General features: G+C 72.5%; 12 protein-coding genes and 1 tRNA gene. 3 read left to right on the top strand and 10 right to left on the bottom strand.

The genetic code is table 11. The features are described from left to right. The first annotated feature begins 143 nt into the window (after positions 1-143). Positions 144-1,979, top strand: coding sequence for a putative bifunctional diguanylate cyclase/phosphodiesterase (locus ACZ7H1_RS22290; protein ID WP_470788965.1), 1,836 nt, complete (start codon positions 144-146; stop codon positions 1,977-1,979). A 66-nt stretch (positions 1,980-2,045) separates the two neighbouring features. Here ACZ7H1_RS22290 and ACZ7H1_RS22285 read toward each other — a convergent pair whose 3' ends face one another. The 5 genes from ACZ7H1_RS22285 to ACZ7H1_RS22265 form a co-directional block, all read right to left on the bottom strand. Next, complete coding sequence (locus tag ACZ7H1_RS22285) at positions 2,046-4,301, bottom strand: hemopexin repeat-containing protein (protein ID WP_470788963.1); 2,256 nt, start codon at positions 4,299-4,301, stop codon at positions 2,046-2,048. A gap of 111 nt (positions 4,302-4,412) precedes the next feature. After that, positions 4,413-4,673 (bottom strand): DUF397 domain-containing protein, encoded by a 261-nt coding sequence (locus tag ACZ7H1_RS22280; protein ID WP_470788962.1) that lies wholly within the window; start codon positions 4,671-4,673, stop codon positions 4,413-4,415. Then, positions 4,633-5,481 (bottom strand): helix-turn-helix domain-containing protein, encoded by an 849-nt coding sequence (locus tag ACZ7H1_RS22275; RefSeq protein ID WP_470788960.1) that lies wholly within the window; start codon positions 5,479-5,481, stop codon positions 4,633-4,635. Before ACZ7H1_RS22275 ends, ACZ7H1_RS22280 begins: the two co-directional genes overlap by 41 nt. A gap of 157 nt (positions 5,482-5,638) precedes the next feature. After that, positions 5,639-7,336, bottom strand: coding sequence for a glycosyl hydrolase family 18 protein (locus ACZ7H1_RS22270; RefSeq protein WP_470788958.1), 1,698 nt, complete (start codon positions 7,334-7,336; stop codon positions 5,639-5,641). 261 nt (positions 7,337-7,597) lie between these two features. Further along, entirely contained in the window at positions 7,598-8,677 is a 1,080-nt protein-coding gene (locus tag ACZ7H1_RS22265) for an LLM class flavin-dependent oxidoreductase (RefSeq protein ID WP_470788957.1), read from the bottom strand. 273 nt (positions 8,678-8,950) lie between these two features. Between ACZ7H1_RS22265 and ACZ7H1_RS22260 the strand changes: the two genes are divergently transcribed. Continuing rightward, complete coding sequence (locus ACZ7H1_RS22260; RefSeq protein ID WP_470788956.1) at positions 8,951-9,709, top strand: IclR family transcriptional regulator; 759 nt, start codon at positions 8,951-8,953, stop codon at positions 9,707-9,709. A 64-nt stretch (positions 9,710-9,773) separates the two neighbouring features. Next, positions 9,774-9,847, top strand: a tRNA-Lys gene (locus ACZ7H1_RS22255). A 62-nt stretch (positions 9,848-9,909) separates the two neighbouring features. Here the strand turns inward: ACZ7H1_RS22255 and ACZ7H1_RS22250 are convergent. From ACZ7H1_RS22250 to ACZ7H1_RS22230, 5 genes are all read right to left on the bottom strand, one after another. After that, complete coding sequence (locus ACZ7H1_RS22250; RefSeq protein WP_470788955.1) at positions 9,910-10,578, bottom strand: LuxR C-terminal-related transcriptional regulator; 669 nt, start codon at positions 10,576-10,578, stop codon at positions 9,910-9,912. Further along, positions 10,557-11,840 (bottom strand): sensor histidine kinase, encoded by a 1,284-nt coding sequence (locus ACZ7H1_RS22245; RefSeq protein WP_470788954.1) that lies wholly within the window; start codon positions 11,838-11,840, stop codon positions 10,557-10,559. Before ACZ7H1_RS22245 ends, ACZ7H1_RS22250 begins: the two co-directional genes overlap by 22 nt. Before the next feature lie 85 nt (positions 11,841-11,925). Further along, the gene (locus tag ACZ7H1_RS22240) at positions 11,926-13,692 is read right to left on the bottom strand and encodes an AMP-binding protein (protein ID WP_470788952.1); all 1,767 of its coding nucleotides are present in this window, start codon (positions 13,690-13,692) and stop codon (positions 11,926-11,928) included. Between the two features lie 82 nt (positions 13,693-13,774). Continuing rightward, entirely contained in the window at positions 13,775-14,401 is a 627-nt protein-coding gene (locus tag ACZ7H1_RS22235; RefSeq protein ID WP_470788951.1) for a lytic polysaccharide monooxygenase auxiliary activity family 9 protein, read from the bottom strand. 169 nt (positions 14,402-14,570) lie between these two features. After that, entirely contained in the window at positions 14,571-16,121 is a 1,551-nt protein-coding gene (locus ACZ7H1_RS22230; RefSeq protein WP_470788950.1) for an SPFH domain-containing protein, read from the bottom strand. Positions 16,122-16,517: the final 396 nt, after the last annotated feature.

Below are 16,517 nucleotides of genomic sequence, written 5' to 3'. Positions count from 1 at the left end.
ACGTTCATCGCTGCACAGGGCCGCGCAGAAACGATCAACCATGGTCGGACTGTTGCCGAAGGCTGCGGCGACGCGGCTGGATAGCCGCTCCCGGCAGCCTCTATGATCGGCACACTTTCCTGCGCGGACACCGGGAGCGAGCGGTGAGCGGAACAACGGAAGGACCCGGTTCAGCGGCTGACAGCATCCGACCGGCGACTACGGAGCGTTATTTCACCGGCCGGTCAGCCGCCGAACTGCGTGACTACCGGGCCGCCTTCAACGCGGCGCACCTCGCCATGGCCGTCGTCGACCGCGACGGGCTCGTGGTCTCCGCCAACCACGCCCTGGCCCAGCTGCTGGGCGCCGAGCCGCACTCCCTGGTCGAGCAGTCCGCCGCCGACCTCGTCGACCTCGCGGCGGAGGCCCGTACCTGGCAGGCGTACCTCGAGGTGCTGCGCGGGCGGCAGGCCCGGCTGCGCTGCACCCGGCGGCTCAAGCACCCCGACGGGCACTCGCTGTGGACCGAGGTGACCGTGGGCCCGGTCCCGGGCACCCGGGACGTGCTGCTGTCGGTGGCCGACATCAGCGACCGCCGCGACCTCCAGGCCCGGCTGCGGCACCTCCAGATGCACGACCCGGTGACCCGGCTGCCGAACCGCGCGCTGTTCTTCGAGCGGCTCTCGGCCGCCCTGGAGGCGTCGTCGTACGAGCACGGCGGCACCGGGCGGATCGGCCTGTGCTACCTCGACCTCGACGGCTTCAAGGCGGTCAACGACACCCTGGGGCACCGGGTCGGGGACCGGCTCCTGACGGCCGTGGCCGCACGGCTGACCCACTGCGCGGAGGAGGCCGACCAGTCGGGCTACCGGCGCGGCGGCGGACATCTGGTGGCCCGGCTCGGCGGCGACGAGTTCGCCCTGCTGGTCGAGGACTCCACCGGCACCGAGCAGCTCGCCGACCTGGCCCGGTCCGTGCTGAGCGCGGTGCAGGAGCCGTTCGAGCTGGCGGGTCAGCGACTGTCGGTCTCGGCGTCGATCGGCGTGGTCGAGCGGGCGACGGACGGCACCTCGGCCACCGGCCTGATGCAGATGGCGGACACCACGCTGTACTGGGCGAAGGCCGACGGGAAGGCCCGCTGGACCCTCTTCGACCCGGAGCGCAACGCCCACCGGATGACCCGCCAGGCGCTCTCTTCGACGCTGCGGCCGGCCGTGGAGCGGGGCGAGTTCGCGCTGGAGTACCAGCCGCTGGTGGACCTGGAGAGCGGGGCGGTACGGGGCGTCGAGGCGCTCGTACGGTGGAACCACCCGCAGTTCGGCACCCTGGCGCCGAATCGGTTCATCGGAATTGCGGAAGAGGACGGATCCATCGTCCAGCTGGGCCAGTGGGTGCTGCGGACCGCCTGCCGGCAGGCCCGCCGCTGGCAGCTCGACCTCGCCCAGTCCACGGACACCCCGGTGTTCGTGAGCGTCAACGTCGCCGTGCGGCAGGTCTGGGACTCCGACCTGGTGGGCGACGTCGCGGAGATCCTGGCCGAGACCGGTCTCGATCCGCAGCTGCTCCAGCTGGAGCTGACGGAGTCGGCGGTGATGGGCTCGGCCGGACGGCCGCTCCAGGCCCTGCAGGAGCTGAGCGACATGGGCGTGCGCATCGCCATCGACGACTTCGGCACCGGCTACTCGAACCTCGCCTACCTGAGCCGGCTGCCGGTCTCCGTCCTCAAACTGGACGGCTCCTTCGTGCGCGGGTTCCGCTACGAGGAGGGGACGCACCCCAATCCCGCCGACGAGACCATCGTCGAGGCCCTCGTCCAGCTCGCCCACCGGCTGGGGCTGACCGTCACCGCGGAGTGCGTGGAGACGGCCGGGCAGGCGGCCCGGCTGCGGCGGGTGGGCTGCGACACCGGCCAGGGCTGGCTGTACTCGCGCGCGGTGGCCCCGGACCGCATCGCCGAGATGATCGGCACCCACGTCGGCGCCGAACACGACCGCCGGTAGTCCCCGTGACCTGGCCGCGGCTGCATTTTCCGTTCGCCGGAGCGGCAAACCAGCACGAGCGCAGCGCTAGCCGGTGCGGCCCGGCAGGCCGGGCCAGTTCGGGCCGATGGGCAGCGGGTAGCCGTCCTCGACGCGGTCGGCGGTGATGTCGTACCGCATGTACCGGTCGCCCTTGAAGAAGTACGCCTCGCCGTTGTTCCACACGACGCCGGCGTCGACCCCGTCGCGCCACAGGCCGGGCCAGAACGGCTCGATGGGCAGCGGGTACCCGGGGTCCACGCGACCCTCGGTGATGTCGTACCGCATGTACTCGCCGCCGCGGAGGAAGTAGGCCTTCCCGGTGGGCCACAGGACGGCCGCGTCGATCCCGTCGGCCCACAGCCCCGGCCAGTCGTCGGCGATCGGCCTCGGGAAACCGGGATCCACCCGGTAGGCCGCGATGTCCCAGCGCATGTACTCGTTGCCGCGGAAGAAGTACACCTTCCCGCCCGGCAGCGGCAGGGCCGCGTCGATCTCGTCCCCCCACAGGCCGGGCCAGTTGCCGGCGATGGTCAGCTCGTAGTCGGGGTGGATCACCCGTCTCTGCGCGATGTCGTACGCCCTGTACTGCGTCCCGCGCATGAAGTAGGCGTTGCCGTTGTTGTACATGAGCGCCACGTCGATGCCGCCGTCGCTCCACAGGCCGGGCCAGTTCGCCCCGACCGGCCGCGGGAAGGCGGGGTCGGCCCGGTGCGTCTCAACGTCGTAGCCGATGTACTGCCAGCCGCGCAGCAGGTACGCCTTGCCGTCGCTCCACATCGCAGCGCCCTGGATCGCGCCGTTGCCCACGCCGGGCCAGTTCGGGACGATGGGCTTCGGGTAGCCGGGGTCCACCTTGTCGGAAGCGACGTCGTACTGCACGTACTCCTCGTCGCGGAAGAAGTACGCCTTGCCGTTGTCCCACAGGGCGGCCGCGTCGATCCGGTCGCCCCACAGACCGCGCCAGTGCGCGCTGATGGGCAGCGGGTAACCGTCGTCCACCCTGGCGGAGTCGATGTCGTACCGCATGTACTGGCCGTCGCGGAAGAAGTAGGCCTTGCCGTTGTTCCACATCACGGCCGCGTCGATCCGGTCGCTCCACAGGCCGGTCCAGTGCGGGCCGATGGGCTGGGGAAAGCCGGGATCCACCCGCCGGGTGCCGATGTCCATGCGGTAGTACTCGCCGCCCGCGAAGAAGTACGCCTTGCCGTTGGGCAGACAGAGGGGCGCGGTCAGCATGCGCAGGCTGAGCGTCTCCACGAAGGAGCTGTAGTTGTCGGCGTTCTTCGCCGCCGCGTCCGGGTTGCTGACCGCGAGTTCGCGCGATGCGGGCAGGCCGTACACGATGTCGTCGGTGTCGACTGTCGGTGCGGCGTGGCTCCACTCGTGGACGATGGTGCCGAACCGCGCGTCGGTTCCGGTCACCGAAAGCATGAAGAAGTTCGGGCAGATGTGGACGGTGTCCGATCCGAGGTGCGTGTACGCGTTGGTGTTGACCCCGCACTTCGACGACGGGCTCAGGTCGTAGGTGGTCTGCCCCCGCATATAGGCCAGCGTCCCGGTGAAGCGGTCCAGCACCTTCTTGTAGCGGGCGGCGTCGTACTCTCCGAACCACTCCGTGTAGAGCGTGTTGTCCGTCTGCGCGGTCCAGCTCTTCATCCCGGCGACGGCCGCCTCCAGCCAGGCAACGGCGTTGGCGTGCGCGGCGAGGACCTGGTCGAAGCCCGGAGGGAGCGGGATGTCCCGCGACTCGGCCGCCCGCCGTTCCGCACCCGGCCCGATCGTGAGCCGCCACGCCGAGTCCTTCGGCCGTTCGGTGCGCGCCCGCTCGCCCGTGGTGGGGCGGGCGGGGCCGTCCGGGAGGAGCTCGAAGCCCGTGGTGACCGGGCCGAGGGTCAGGCCCTGGTGATCCTCCCGGGGGCGTGCGGTGGGGGCGTCGGGCCCGGTGACGGGGATGACGTCGGCGAACCGCACCAGCAGGGTGACCTCGTACGCGCCGGGCTCGTCCAGCGCGTACGACTCCGAGACGTCGAGCTGCCCGGTGACGGTCTCACCGGCCCGGACGGTCCGGTAGGAGGCCGGACCGGGGTCGGCGCGGCTGACGAACCGCCCGTCGTAGGGGATCAGGCGATCCCCGTGCCGTACCTCGAGGAAGTTGAAGACCTCGCCTTCGAGCGGGGTGTTCCAGACGAGCAGCCGGTAGTCGGTACCGCCGACGTTCGTGAGCTCGAAGGTGAGGAGGACCGGCTCGCCCCGGCTGTACGCCGGGTCTCCGCGGATGGCCAGACGGAAGTCTTCGCGCATCGGTTCGGCTCCTCGTGTGGGAGGTCGCCCGTGCTTCCAGCGTCGGCCACGCGGGGCCGCGCCGCATCCCCGCGGGGGTCCGGGCCGACTCTGCCCGGACCCCGCCCTGACTCAGAGGCTGCGGACGAAGGCGGTGAACGCCTCCGGGGCGACCGTGAAGGCGGGGCCTTCGGGGTTCTTGGAGTCCCGGACGGCGACCCGGCAGGGCTGGGCGGCCACCTCGACGCAGTCGCCGCCGTTCGTGCTGCTGTACGAGGCCTTGCGCCAGGCGGCTCCGCCGAGGGGGGCGCACTCGACGCACTCGCCGCCGGTGTTTCCGCTGTAGCTGGACTTACGCCACCAGGCGCCCGTCGGGTTCTGGTTGCTCCCCATAGCGCTCCTCCATTACCCGCGTGATCAACACCGCCGAGTCCTCAACAGAGAGTGCAGCGGCCTGCAAGTGAGCGTAACGAAGGGCGGCTTCCCTGACCGCGTCGGGGTTGGCCGTCATGTGGCCCGAAATGAGGTCTTCCGTGTAGACCACGTCGGGGTCACTGGCGAACCGCATCCCGGTGAACGACCCGATCAGGCCTGCATGTTCACCGGCAGCATTGGGGAGCACCTGGATCTGCGCCCACCGGTTCTCATGGAAGCTGAGCAGATGGGCGAGTTGCTCACGCATCACCTGTCGACCCCCGATCGGCCGGTGAAGCACTCCCTCGTCGAACACCACCCAGACCATCGGCGGCATCTCCCGGCGCAGGATGCGATGACGCTCCATTCGGGCCGCAACCAGCTCATCGAGCTGGTCCGGTAGTCCACTCGCCAGCACAGCCCGCGCGTACGCCTCCGTCTGGAGCAGCCCGTGCACCAACTGAGGCTGATAGGTGGAGATGTAGGCCGCCCGTGCCTCCATCTCGGCGTACTCCTGGAACCACGTCGGCAGCACGCTCCGCAGGACCAGCCCCACCAAGCGGGAGAACACCCCGCCGGTGCCGAGGGCCGCGTCGACCCGTTCCGAGAAGTCGCGGGTCGGGACCCGGCGGCCGTTCTCCACCATGCCGATCAGCGACCCGGTGCAGAAGATGATCGCGCCCAGCTCCGCCTGCTTCAGCCCCGCCTCTTCTCTCAACCGACGCAGCTCGAAGCTGTAGTAGTCGAGCGGCGAGGCACTGGGATCGATGTCGCGGGCCAGGACCATGAGACGGCACCCCCAAGCGGAAACGAGCTTGTGGCCGAGCGTAGCGACATCAACACGTACCGGCGTCGCGAATCCGGCAACCATGTGACACACCGCCGCCCCGCACCCTCGGTCAGGGGGTGCGGGGCGGGGCGTCGCTCGGCGCGGGGTGGGGGGATCAGCAGGCGCCGAGGTCCTTCCAGACACCCCACTCACCGGTCGTGCCCGGCGTCTCGTTCTGCGTCCACCACTGGGCCTTCCACTTGCGGCCGTTGTGGGAGACCTCGTTGCCGGCCGTGTAGATCGTGCCCGCCACGTACGCCGGAACCGCACCGCAGCCGGTCGGGGGCGTGGTCGGCGGGGTCGTCGGCGGCGTCGTGGGAGGCGTCGTGGGCGGAGTGGTCGGCGGAGTGGTCGGCGGGACCGTGCTGCCGCCCATGGCGTCCGAGATCTGGTTCAGCAGCGTGGTGTTGTTGTCCAGGCCGAGGAGCGAGTACATCATCGCGCCGGCCAGGCCGCGCTGCTTGGCGTAGTCGACCCGGGCCTGGATCGAACGCTGGTCGAGGCCGGTGAAGAACTCGCCGTCCTTGTAGAAGTACGAGGCCTTGGCCTGATCGTCCCAGAAGGTCGTGGCGGCGTTGTCGACGATCCCGCCGAGCTCCTTGTAGTGCGCGATGCCCGCCTGCTGGCTGACCGGACGGACGTTGGAGGCACCGGTCGCGCTCTGCGCGAGGCCGTTCTTGGTGCCGGCCGGGACGCCCTTCCAGCCTCGGTAGTAGAACTCGTAGCCCAGGGTGAGCTTGCCGGCGGGGAAGCCGCCCGCGATGCCGTAGGCGGCGTTGCCGTCGATCCAGGAGTCGATGGCGTTGTCGATGCTGTACTTCTCGGTGCCCGGCGCGATCGGGTCGGTCGGGTCGGCCGCGGACGGGTACAGCGGGGACTGGTGGTACGTCGGCCCGTCGCCGTCCCAGGCGCCGTGCATGTCGTACGTCATGATGTTCGCGTAGTCGAGGTACGCGCCGATCTTGTCCGTCTCGATGTATTTGATCTTGTCCTGGCCGGCCGGGAGGGCCGCGGTCAGCAGGTACTTCTTGCCGCCGTTGGCCGCGCCGTGCGCGTCGAGCTGCTCGCGGAACTCCTTGAGCAGGAGCGTGAAGTTCGCCTTGTCCTCGGGGCCGTAGTGGTTGCCGAGGTGGCCGCCGGACGAGCCCGGGTACTCCCAGTCGATGTCGATCCCGTCGAAGACGCCGGCTGCGGTGCCGGGGCCGCCGAAGCCGCCCTCGACGGGCAGGTTGCCCTTGATGTACTGGTCGATGCAGGAGGTGACGAACTTCTTGCGGCTCGCGTCCGTCTTCGCCGCGTCGTGGAAGTACTTGGAGTACGTCCAGCCGCCCAGCGAGATGTTGATCTTCAGGTGGGGGTACTTCGCCTTCAGCTCCTTGAACTGGTTGAAGACGCCCACGATCGACTGGTCCCACTTGTCGGCGACGCCGTCCACGCTGTCGGCCGCGCTGAAGGACTTCTGGTAGTCGGCGTACGAATCGCCCGCACCGTCACCGGCGTTGGGGTTGTTGTCGTCCCCCGCAGCCTTGTTGGCCTCGAAACACGTGAGGTTGGTGGGGTGGATGTTGCCGAACGAGTAGTTGATGACGTCCAGCTTGCCCGCTATGCCACGGGTGTCGAGGTGCTTGGGGTAGAAGGCGTTGCCGTACACGCTCCACTGGTCGTAGTACGCGATCTTCACGCCCCCGGCGCTCACCGTGGAGGCGGCGGCGTCGGCGGCCTGGGCGGTGGTGAGTCCGGCGAAACCCGCCATGGCTCCGGCGGCGAGCGCGGCGGTGGTGACGGCCGCGAGCAGCGGTTTACGGATGTGCATGAACTGCCTCCGGAGTTGGGAGGGGAGGGGAGGTGCACGTGCTGGGAGAAGTGATAGCCGTCACGCCGACGCCGAGTCAATGGTTCAGGCCAAAGCAGGACTAGACCAGTTCGGGCGCGAAAGGGCACGTCAGGGACGTGAGGGGGCATCAGAAACCGCCCGCCACCCCTGGTGACGAGCGGTTTAAGGATCTCTTCAGGTGGCCGCGCGAAAGGTTTCGGCAACAAACCAGCCAAACCCCGTTCGCGTGCCGTTGACCTTTCAGGCACCGGCCTCCGGGAGGCCGTACGCATCTGCGACGAGCTCGTACGAGCGCAACCGGGCCGCCCCGCCGTGGGTGTGCGCGGTGAGCATCAGCTCGTCCGCCCCGGTCCGCGCGACCAGTGCGTCCAGCCCGGCCCGCACCTCGTCGGCCGTCCCGTGCACGACGTTGCGCAGCCAGCCGTCCACGAACTCCCGCTCCGGGGCACTGAACGCGTACGCCTCCGCCTCCTCGGGCGTCGGGATCAGGCCCGGATTGCCGCGCCGCAGCCGCAGCATCGCGAGCGCGCCCGTCATCGCCTGCCGCCGCGCCTCGCCCTCCTCGTCGGCGGCGAGGGCGGCGACCCCGATGAGGGCGTACGGCGCGTCCAGGACGGCCGAGGGGCGGAAGCTCTCCCGGTAGAGGTCGAGGGCCGGGACGGTGTTGGCCGCGGAGAAGTGGTGGGCGAAGGCGAAGGGCAGCCCCAGCTCCCCGGCCAGCCGGGCGCTGAAGCCGGAGGAGCCCAGCAGCCACACCGGCGGCCGGCCGGTGGGCCCCTGCACGGGTCCGGGCACCGCGTGGACGCGGGCGTAGGGGTGCCCGTCCGGGAAGTCGTCGTCGAGGAAGCGGGTCAGTTCCGCCAGCTGCCGCGGGAACTCCTCCGCCCCGTCCGCCCGGGTCGTGCCGCGCAGGGCGGCGGCCGTGCCGCCGTCGGTGCCGGGCGCCCGGCCGAGGCCGAGGTCCACCCGCCCCGGGGCCAGGGCCTCCAGGGTGCCGAACTGCTCGGCGATCACGAGCGGCGCGTGGTTGGGCAGCATGACCCCGCCCGAGCCGAGCCGGATCCGGGAGGTGTGCGCGGCCAGGTGGGCCAGGATGACCGCGGGCGAGGAGCTGGCCACGCCCGGCATGGAGTGGTGCTCGGCCACCCAGTGGCGGTGGTAGCCGCGGGACTCGGCGAGCCGGGCGAGGGCCACGCTGGTCCGCAGCGAGCCCGCCGCGCTCCCGCCGCTGCCGACCGCGACGAGGTCCAGTACGGACAGGGGCACCGGAGCACCTCCCGCCGGTACGCCCCGGATCGCCTCGCTCAGCGTGTCCACCATGCCGCCTCCGTCCGTCCCGAGCCGTGCCCTGCCGATGGCCTGGCAGTGCCTGCTGATGGATTGCCGAATCCGTACGAAGAGGTCGAACAGGGAGCGGCGGCCGCGCATTCCCGGGGTCTGACCGGCATGCTCATGACTTTGGCATATGTCAGATAAATAGCCCCCTGCCCAGGGGGTGTTTCGAGCCATCAAAATGCTCAACAGACGCTCCACATGGGCCCTTTGGTGGCTATCGTGGTAGGGCAAGCGGTAACAACCTGCTAGGGGGAAACCGTGGCGCTGAAGCCCGAGCCGACCGCGCCGTTCCATTCGGTGCAGTACGCCCTTCGCGTACTCGAAACGGTCTCCCGGCACACCGGTGGTGTGTCAGAGGCCCAGATCGCACGCGAGACCGGCCTGCCGTCGGCCCATCTCGCCCCGATGCTCCTCATGCTCCGCCGCGAGGGATACCTCCTCCAGGTGTCGGACGGGGCGTACGCGATAGGCGACTCGCTGGTCCTCCTCGGCTCGGGAGCGGACCGGCAGCAGGCCCTGCAGAACAAGCTGCAGGAGACCCTGGACCAGCTCCGCGACTCGGTGGGCGCAGCCGTCTACATCAGCCGCTATCTGGACGGCGAGGTCCGCATCACGCAGTTCGCGGACAGCCCGCGCACCCCGAAGGTCCACGAGTGGGTCGACTTCCGCTCGGCGGCGCACGCCAGCGCGGTGGGCAAGTGCCTGCTCACGCAGCTCGACCTGAACGGCCGCCGCGACCACCTCTCCCGGCACAAGATCGCCCGGCTGACCTCGCGGACGATCACCAGCGAGAAGGTGCTCTTCTCGAAGCTCGACGCCCAGCCCGCCACCGTGCCCACCCTCGACCTCCAGGAGTACGCGCTGGGGACCGTGTGTGCGGCGGTGCCGATCACCGCCGGCGCCTCGGTCGGCTGCCTGGCGCTGTCCCTGCCCGTCGAGCACGCGCACCGACTGCGGACCGCCGCCGACACCCTGAACCGCAAGGCCGCTCCCCTGCTGCTCTCGCTCACGCTCTGACCGGTGCGGCAGGGGGTGGTCACGAGCACCCCCGCGGACCAGGTAGTATTTTCTCTGTCAGCAGGCGCCGCTAGCTCAGTTGGTTAGAGCAGCTGACTCTTAATCAGCGGGTCCGGGGTTCGAGTCCCTGGCGGCGCACCTGATCTTCGGGCGGGTTCCGGTTTCACCGGGACCCGCCCGAAGTGCTTTCCGACCCGTTCTCACGCCCGCAGGTAGGCCAGGACGGCCAGCACCCGGCGGTGCGTGTGCTCGGCCGGCGGCAGGTCCAGCTTCCCCAGGATGTTCCCGATGTGCTTGCCGACGGCAGCCTCGGTGACCACCAGCTCCCGGGCGATCGCGGCGTTCGACTTCCCCTCCGCGACCAGGCCCAGCACCTCCCGCTCCCGCGGGGTGAGCTGCTCCAGCGGATCGCGGCGGCGGCGCAGCAGCTGGCGCACCACCTCCGGGTCGACGACCGTCCCCCCGTCCGCGACCTGGACCAGGGCGCCCAGGAACTGCTCAATCTGGCCGACCCGGTCCTTGAGCAGGTATCCCACGCCGTCCCCGGAGCCCGAGTCGAGCAGCTCGGCGGCGTAGCTGCGCTGCACGTACTGGCTGAGGACGAGCACGGGCAGGCCGGGGTGCGCCGCCCGCAGCTCCACGGCGGCCCGCAGCCCCTCGTCGGTGAAGCCCGGCGGCATCCGCACGTCGGTGACGACGATGTCCGGGACGTCGGGAGCCAGCGCGGCGACCGCCTCCCGCAGGGCGCCCGCATCGCCGACTGCGGCGACGACCCGGTGGCCGAAACGTTCCAGCAGGCCGACGAGTCCCTCCCGCAGCAGCACGCCGTCCTCGGCCAGGACGACTCTCAGGGAACGGTCGGCTCGCACGGGATCTCCAGGCTCAGGACGGTCGGCCCTCCGGGCGGGCTGGTGATCGCCAGTGTGCCATCCAGGACCGCGAGCCGGTCGGAGAGTCCGGTCAGTCCGCTGCCCCGGCCGGGTGCGGCTCCGCCGCGCCCGTCGTCGCGCACGTCGATCCGCAGCGCGCCCGCGCCGTGCCGGGCCTCGAGGGCGGCCCGGTCCGCGCCGCTGTGCCGGCCGATGTTGGCCAGGGCCTCGCAGACGGCGAAGTAGGCCGCCGACTCGACGGCCTCCGGCAGCCGGGGCAGCTCCACCGCCAGGTCGACGGGTACGGCGGACCGGTCGGCCGCGTCCTCCAGGGCGGCCTGGAGTCCGTAGTCGGCCAGCACCTGCGGGTGGATGCCGCGGATCAGCTCGCGCAGTTCGCCGAGCACCCGGCCCGCCTCGTCGTGGGCCCGCGCGAGCTGCGCGCCGAGCGGGCCGTCGGCCCGGGCGTCGAGGCGGGCCAGCCCGAGGGTCATGGTCAGGGCGACGAGCCGCTGCTGCGCTCCGTCGTGGAGGTCGCGTTCGATCCGGCGGCGCTCGGCCTCGAAGGCGGCGACGAGCCGGGCCCGGGACCGGGTGACCTCGGTCAGCCGGTCGCGCAGCTCGCCCTCGCGGGGTGCGAGCAGGGCCCGGGTGAGCGCTGCGCGGGCGCCCGCCAGCGCGCCGAGCGGGTAGGCGAGCGCGGCCAGCAGGACGAGCCCGGCGGCGGCGAGCCCGAAGGCGGCGGGATAGGAGTCGATCAGCCACAGCTTCACGATCCGCGCCTCCCCCGTGCCGCCGAGGGCGAGCTGAAGCGGGGCGCCGGCCATGCCGAGGGGCAGGACGACGAGGACGGCGAGTGCCGACAGGTCGACGATCCAGAGCACGAGTGCGTGCAGCACGGCGTAACCGAGCTCCCGCCAGGTGGCCTGCTCCCGGAAGCGCAGCTTGGCCCAGGCCGTGAGGCCCGGTTCGCCGGGGCTGCGGTGGGGGCTCGGGGCGGGTTCGCGGTCCACGAGCCGCAGCCGCCGGCGTTCCACTGCGGCGAGCGGCACTCCGGACAGCGCGAGCAGCACGAGCAGCGGCAGCCCGACGAGCACGACGGTGAACACCGCCCCGGTCACGGCCAGCACCACCAGCGCCAGCAGCGCGGGCACGCCGGTCAGCGCGGAGCTCGCCAGGTACGCCGCGGCGCGCCACGGCCACCCGGTGCGCAGGTAGTCGGCCCGGGTCAGCGCCTGCCAGGGCGTGCGTACGTCGTCCATGACGATCACGCTATGCGGTGCGGGCGGGGCGGCACAGGGGCCCTGGGGGCGTGCCCGTGGTGGGGCCTGCCCCACCTGGCGGGCGTCAGCGGTCCAGGAGGCCGGCGCGGTCCTGTGCCGAGTACGCGGCGAGGAGGGCGCTCAGGTCCTGGGGGGTGAGGGGCCTGTAGACGGGAGCGGGGGGCGCGGCGGCGGGGGTGCCGGGCCCGGAAGCGGGGGTGCCGGGCGGAGTGGCGGGGCTTCCGGGCGGGTGCCACCAGACCGGGTCGGGGCAGCGGAAGCCCTCGCGCCGCAGGGAGACGCGGTGGATCTTGTTGGTGGCGGTGACCGGCATGGCGGGAACGATGCGCAGGTAGCGCGGGGTCATCTTGGTGCCCAGGTCGGGCTGGGCGGCGAGGAAGGCGGCGAAGGCCTGCGGGTCGAAGGAGGCGCCCTCGCGCAGTGCGAGGGCGGCCATCACCTGGTCGCCGGCGACCTCGTCGGGTACGGCGTAGACGGCGACGGCCGCCGCGTCGGTCCAGCGGGACAGGATGTCCTCGATCATCGCGGCGGCGAGGTTCTCGCTGTCGACGCGCAGCCGGTCGTCGGTGCGGCCGGCGAAGTAGAGGAACCCGTCCTCGTCGCGGTAGAAGAGGTCCCCGGTCCAGTACCAGCCGCCGCGCAGCCGGGCGGCTTCGGCCTCGGGGTTGCGCCAGTAGCCCTCGAAGGGCGTGCGGCCGCGGTTGACCAGTTCGCCGATGGCCTCGGCCACGCCGGTCAGTTCGCCGCCGGGGCCGCGGCGCGCGGGCGGCCGCTCCTCGCCCGTGCCGGGGTCGACGACGGCGAGGTCGTCGCCGGGGGCGGCGCGGCCGAGGGCGCCGGGCGGGGTGCCGGGGGTGCGCTGGAGGGCCGCGCCGCCTTCGGAGGACCCGTAGCCCTCGACGAGCCGGACCCCGAAGCGGGCGGCGAAGCGTTCCGCGTCGACGGCTCCGGCCTCGGTGCCGAAGCCTGTGCGCAGGGGGTTGTCGTGGTCGTCGGGGCGGGCCGGGGTGGCCAGGAGGTACTGCACGGCCCGGCCGACGTAGGTGAAGTACGTGGCGCCGAAGTGCCGTACGTCGTCCAGGAAGGCGGTGGCCGAAAAGCGGCGGCGGAGGGCGACGGCGGCGCCCGCGGACAGGGCGGGGGCCCAGTCCGCGATGACGGCGTTGCCGTGGAACATCGGCATGCAGACGTAGTGGACGTCTGCGGGGGTGACGGAGAAGTGCCGGGCGAGGGAGGCGCCGGCCTGGGCCAGCCGGCCCTGCGTGCAGACGGCGGCCTTGGGGGCGCCGGTGGATCCGGAGGTGAAGTAGAGCAGGAGCCGGTCGGCGGGGCGGGGGCCGCCGGGGCGGAGCACCGCGTCGCCGGGCCCGGCTCCGGCGTAGGGCGCGAGCAGGGTCTCGTACTCCTCGGTTCCGGTGACGAGGATCCGTACGCCGGGCAGGTCGAGGCCGTCGAGGAGCGGGAGGTGGGCGCGCTCGGTGACGAGGATCCGGCAGTCGGTGTGCAGGACGTCGCGGGCGAGTTCGGGTCCGCGGCGGGTGGGGTTGATGCCGGCGACGGCGGCCCCGGCGAGGGCCGCCGCGCTGAGCCACAGGGGAAATTCCGGGGTGTTGTCGAGCAGGGCCCCGAGATGCGGCTCGGCGCCGCGCGGCAGCAGGTCGACGAGGAGCGCGGCGCGTGCGGCGGCCTCCCGGGCGGTGTCGTGGTGGCTGAGTCCGGCGGGGCCGTTGGTGCGGTTGGTGCCGTTGTGGCGGTGCAGCAGTCCGGGCCGGTGGTCGCCCCACTGCCGCTGCACGAGCTCCGCGATGGTCTCCGGCGCGCCTTTCCCCATGGCGCCGCACCATAACTGACGTGCCGTCAGAACTTAACGGGTGCGGCGCACCGGGTTCAGGTCGCCCGGAGTGGCCGCGCGCTCAGAACTTGACGTCGGAGCAGGCGTAGAAGGCCATCGGGGTGTCGTTGACGGTCCACACGGCGAGGATCATGTGCCGGCCGCTCTTGCCCGCGGGCATGGCGCCCTGGTGGACGGTCGTCATGGCCGGGCGGGCGCCGTTGTAGGCGACGGTCAGGAAGGGCTGGGGATCGAGGGCGGCCCTGGTGAGCGGCTTGGTGGGGTCCCAGCCGTTCTTTGTGACGTAGTAGCGGAAGTCGGTGGTGGAGTGGTTGGCGGTGAACTGCCAGCGGAAGTTGTAGCTCTGGCCGCTGGAGACGGACGTGGTGGGCCAGGTGCCGCCGCGCGGGTCGTCGAGCTGGGCGAACTGGCTGTTGCCGCCCGCGCATATCTTTCCGTCGGCGGGCCCGGCAGCGGGGAATCCCTTGAAGCCCTCGACGCTCTGGGGCTCCCACTGGATCGGACCGCAGTCGGACACGGCCTTGGTCTGACAGAGCTTCTGGCGGCTGACGGGCTGGTCGGTGTAGCCGTGGCTCTGGGCGGTGGGGGCCATGAGCACGGTCGCGCCGACGACCAGGCCGAGGCCCGCCGCGGCGGCAGCGGCCCTGCGGCCAGGCGGTCGGGGCGTGAGGGTACGGGTCTTACGCATGATGCTCCTTGGACGTGGGGGGAGTTCCGTGAGCGTGCGCACGCGTCTACTACTTCAGGTCTAGACCAAGTCTCAGACTATTGACGGGAGTTGGCCATGTCCAGACCAATGCGCAAACGGCCGGACCCCGGGGAGGGGTCCGGCCGTCCGGCTCGGGGGCGGGGGGTCGTTACTCCTGCCGCCCGGTGTAGAAGGCGACGGTGAGGTCCTTCACCAGGGCCTTGCGCTCGTAGTCGTCGAGCTCGACGAGTCCTCGGCTGGTCAGCCGGTTGACGGTGTCGTCGACCGCGTCCACGACGGAACTGAGCACGCTGTCCCGGTGCTTGGCGTCGATCGCCGCGACCCGGCGGCGCTGCATGGCGGCCGCGACCGCGGGGGCGTACTCGATCCGGGTCGGCTGTGCGGAGAACACCTCGATGCCGACGGCCTCGGTCTCGGCCGCGAGCAGCCGGGTGAGCGCGCCGCCGACGGCCTCGGCGTCGCGCAGGGTCGGGGCGTCCTCGTGGAAGGCGTCGGCAGGGAGCTGGGACAGCACCCGGGCCGTGGCCGACTCGACCTGCTCGGCGAGGTACTCGGTGTGGTCCTCGACGGCGAGCGTGGCGCGGGCCGTGTCCCCGACCTGCCACACGACGTGGACGACCACCCGCAGGTCGAGGCCGGCCGCGTCGACCGCGGGCATCGGCTCGCTGCGCCAGTGCCGCAGGCGTACGTCGACCCGGCGGCGCAGGAGCAGCGGGCTGACCCAGATCAGGCCGGTCCGCCGGACGGTGCCGCGGTAGCGGCCGAACAGCGTGAGCACCCAGGCGTGCCCGACCCGGCCGCGGCCGAGACCGCCGAGCGCGAGCAGGGCGACGATGCCGAGGAGGGCGAGGGCGGGCCAGTCCGTGAGCCCGAGCCCGTCGGAGGGACGGGGGGCCGTGCCGAGGGCGCCCGCCAGCCGGGCGGGGAACACCCCGGCCCGCCAGAGCACCGCCGCGCCCCCGGCGAGGGCGAGCGCCCCGGCGAACACCCCGGCCCAGCCGGGCAGCGCCGGTCCGGCGTGTTCGCGGAGCCGGGGGTCGGCGGGGGGCGCGGTGCGGCGGGGCGGGGCGGGTACGGACGCCCGCCGCGCCCCCGCCGGCCGCCCGGCGGGCACCGGCACGCTCCCCGCGCGCACGCCGGACCCGTCCCGGAAGAGCAGGTGCACGGGGATCTCGGCGGCGGCCCCGCTCCGGATCACGTGCCGTACCCCGGGTCCGGGCACCCCGCTCCTGCGCCCCGCGGACGCAACGACGCGCGGCAGAACCTGCGTATCGGTGTCCTCCAGGTCCCGCCCCTGCCCGAGCTCCGGCCCGGCGGCAGAGCCGCCCGATTCGCGGACGCCGCCCGGCGTGGCGGGGGCGACGGTGTCCCGCTCGCGGGCGGATCCCGGCCCGGCGGGAGCCACGGCGTCCCGTCCACGGGCGAATCCCGGCCCGGCGAAGGTGGCGGTGTCCCGTTCACGGGCACGTTCCGGCTCGACGGAGGCGGCGGTGTCCCGCTCGCGGGCGGATCCCGGCCCGGCGGGAGCCACGGTGTCCGGCCCACCGGCGAATCCCGGCCCGGTGGAGGCCGCGGCCTCCCGCTCCGCTGCCGTGCCCGGCCCGGCGGGGACGCCTCGAGCGTGCGGAACCCCGCCCGCCGGGGAAGCAGCCTCGACGGCGGGAGCAGCGGAAGGCCCGTCCAGGACTACGTCCTCCACGCCGGGCTCCCCACCCCACCGGCCCGCACCCGCAGGAGCGGGCACGTCCCGGCCGGGAACCTGCACGCGCGGGGCAGCCTGAGCGAGAGCCTCCCCGGCAGGAGCCGGGGCCTGCCCGGCCGGGGAACCATCCGTGGCCCCGCCCGCCGGAGCGGCCACCTCCGCGCCGACGGCAGACGCTGCCGACGTACCGGCGCGAGCCACGGCCGGCCGGTCGTCCGCCGGGTCCGGCCGGGCGGATGCGTCGGCCGCCTGCGGGGGCACACCGCCGTGCGGAGCGTCACCCGCAGGAGCGGCGCCCCGGCCCACGAAAGCGCCCTCCGCGCGCGGCGGCGCCGCGGGAACGGGAACGGCCGGCGCCGGGGTCGGGGTCGCGGCTGCCGGGAGGCCGATGCG

The organism is Streptomyces sp. NPDC037401, assembly GCF_055602345.1.
This window is presented reverse-complemented; position numbering and strand designations above follow the sequence as displayed.

Excerpts from the sequence above, each read along its gene's own strand:
- ACZ7H1_RS22285 (WP_470788963.1), bottom strand. The coding sequence starts at position 4,301 with ATGCGCGAAGACTTCCGTCTGGCCATCCGCGGAGACCCGGCGTACAGC.
- ACZ7H1_RS22280 (WP_470788962.1), bottom strand. The coding sequence starts at position 4,673 with ATGGGGAGCAACCAGAACCCGACGGGCGCCTGGTGGCGTAAGTCCAGC.
- ACZ7H1_RS22275 (WP_470788960.1), bottom strand. The coding sequence starts at position 5,481 with ATGGTCCTGGCCCGCGACATCGATCCCAGTGCCTCGCCGCTCGACTAC.
- ACZ7H1_RS22270 (WP_470788958.1), bottom strand. The coding sequence starts at position 7,336 with ATGCACATCCGTAAACCGCTGCTCGCGGCCGTCACCACCGCCGCGCTC.
- ACZ7H1_RS22265 (WP_470788957.1), bottom strand. The coding sequence starts at position 8,677 with ATGGTGGACACGCTGAGCGAGGCGATCCGGGGCGTACCGGCGGGAGGT.
- ACZ7H1_RS22245 (WP_470788954.1), bottom strand. The coding sequence starts at position 11,840 with ATGGACGACGTACGCACGCCCTGGCAGGCGCTGACCCGGGCCGACTAC.
- ACZ7H1_RS22240 (WP_470788952.1), bottom strand. The coding sequence starts at position 13,692 with ATGGGGAAAGGCGCGCCGGAGACCATCGCGGAGCTCGTGCAGCGGCAG.
- ACZ7H1_RS22235 (WP_470788951.1), bottom strand. The coding sequence starts at position 14,401 with ATGCGTAAGACCCGTACCCTCACGCCCCGACCGCCTGGCCGCAGGGCC.